Source organism: Enterobacter cloacae complex sp. SHL009 (genome assembly GCF_049237205.1).
In the GTDB taxonomy this organism is placed as follows: Bacteria; Pseudomonadota; Gammaproteobacteria; order Enterobacterales; family Enterobacteriaceae; genus Enterobacter; species Enterobacter cloacae_M.
Window position 1 is genome coordinate 1 of the sequence record NZ_JBMKIW010000019.1, and the last position, 1,686, is coordinate 1,686.

The 1,686-nt window shown below is 47.3% G+C and carries 3 protein-coding genes and 1 pseudogene; 2 read left to right on the top strand and 2 right to left on the bottom strand.

All coding sequences use genetic code 11. The features are described from left to right. Together ACOTZC_RS22695 and ACOTZC_RS22700 are read left to right on the top strand one after the other, a co-directional pair. The coding region (locus ACOTZC_RS22695; RefSeq protein WP_237756609.1) for a phage tail protein at positions 1 to 467 on the top strand (467 nt) is incomplete at its 5' end. Beyond that, positions 467 to 1,066: a tail fiber assembly protein gene (locus tag ACOTZC_RS22700; protein WP_047174865.1), complete on the top strand. Its 600-nt coding sequence runs from the start codon at positions 467 to 469 to the stop codon at positions 1,064 to 1,066. The genes ACOTZC_RS22695 and ACOTZC_RS22700, both read left to right, overlap by 1 nt. Before the next feature lie 86 nt (positions 1,067 to 1,152). Here ACOTZC_RS22700 and ACOTZC_RS22705 read toward each other — a convergent pair whose 3' ends face one another. Further along, positions 1,153 to 1,347, bottom strand: coding sequence for a hypothetical protein (locus ACOTZC_RS22705; RefSeq protein WP_047174864.1), 195 nt, complete (start codon positions 1,345 to 1,347; stop codon positions 1,153 to 1,155). Continuing rightward, positions 1,334 to 1,686, bottom strand: a pseudogene (locus tag ACOTZC_RS22710) (phage tail protein); the annotation flags it as partial. The pseudogene ACOTZC_RS22710 and the gene ACOTZC_RS22705, both read right to left, overlap by 14 nt.

Below are 1,686 nucleotides of genomic sequence, written 5' to 3' on the forward strand. Positions count from 1 at the left end.
AAAACCTTGGTTTGGGAGAAGGGACAGCTCTGCCGATTGGCGTCCCCGTTCCGTGGCCGTCAGCAACTCCACCGACGGGATGGCTCAAATGCAACGGAGCGGCGTTCTCAGCCTCCCAGTACCCTAAATTGGCTCTGGCTTATCCTGCACTCAGATTACCTGATTTACGCGGTGAGTTTATCCGAGGCTGGGATGACGGGCGTGGGATTGACGCTGGTCGCGGGCTGCTGTCATTCCAGGAAGGTACTATTGTTTCGGGCTTTGATGACAATGATACGGGGGATATCAGTTCAATCGGGTCATCCGACTATGGGTTTGGCGATGTAATAACTGCAGCACAATGGGAAAAGATCAAAGGAAAAAAATGGATCGGTAGTCCGGCAAATTCGCAACGCTACGATTGGTGGGCTTATGTTTCAGCCCGCCCCCGTAACATCGCATTTAACTACATCGTGAGGGCCGCATAATGGCGAAGGCAAAATTAAACAATGAGCTTATTGCTACAGTGACCGGTGATATCATTGTGTTTAACTACGATGGTGAGACGCGCGAATATATTTCCTCCTCGGTTGAATATTTAGCGGAAGGTGTAGGTATTCCAGCCTTGTCATGCATTGATGCGCCTGGTGAAATTAAAGAAGGTTTTACAATTTGCCGCACCTTTGACTTAAACGGATGGGAGTACATCGCTGATCATCGCGGTAGAACTGTATATAGCACAAAGTCAGGTGAGAAAGTCACGATTTCACTACCGGGTGATTATCCGAAAGATACGACGACACAAGCCCCTGGAACGCCATATGATAAGTGGAATGGCAGCGAGTGGATAACCGACGCAAAAGCGAAACACTCTGCGGATGTGGCAAAGGCTGAACAGCAGAAAACTGCATTGCTAGCGGAAGCGTCTGCAATTATCGCACCATTGGTAGATGCTCAGGCTGGAGGCTACATTGATGATAAAGATATCCCACGTCTGACTGAATGGCAGCGGTATCGTTATACGCTAACTAAGGTTGATACCGATACCGCTCCGAATCTTAACCTTCCACCGAAACCCGAGGTATAGGTCATTCAATATCGGGTGCTTTTGATGTGTCAATAATCATCAGCAGCACCTGATATTTTCAGCACTCAGCCAGAAAACGTATTCATTTATTCGTTGCCAGAGACATCAGATTTAATTTCCACAAGGATTGGTTCGCCTTTTTCATTAACTGCAAGCCGCATTCCCTCCGGTATTTCTTGTATTCTGAAAAACCAGTTATCCTCAGGGAGTTGAATAGCACCTCCAGTATCGTGGAAACCATGAATGACCTCCGTCATCGTGATCGGATTAAATAGGCGCATAGTAAACTCTCCACGAAAAACCATTATTTGATGGGGCACCCGTTGCGGCCATTGTGCAACGAGCTTTGAAACCAACATTTGTTGTTAAAGCATCAATGATCATTGATGAATGAGCATAGTTTGGCGTAGTGCCGGGATCAGCAGAAAGACGTTCGGCAATGCTGATATAGCGGCTTATACCTGGCAGCGCAATTGGGTAATTAACCGTTGCCAGGCCGTTATCAAGGATTACACCATACCCCATAACCTCAATGGCTCCATCCGACCATATTACCCAAGCTCCATTTGCGTTACTTCCTCGACTGGTTACGTATTTAGCTCCTCCCAAACCAAGGTTTT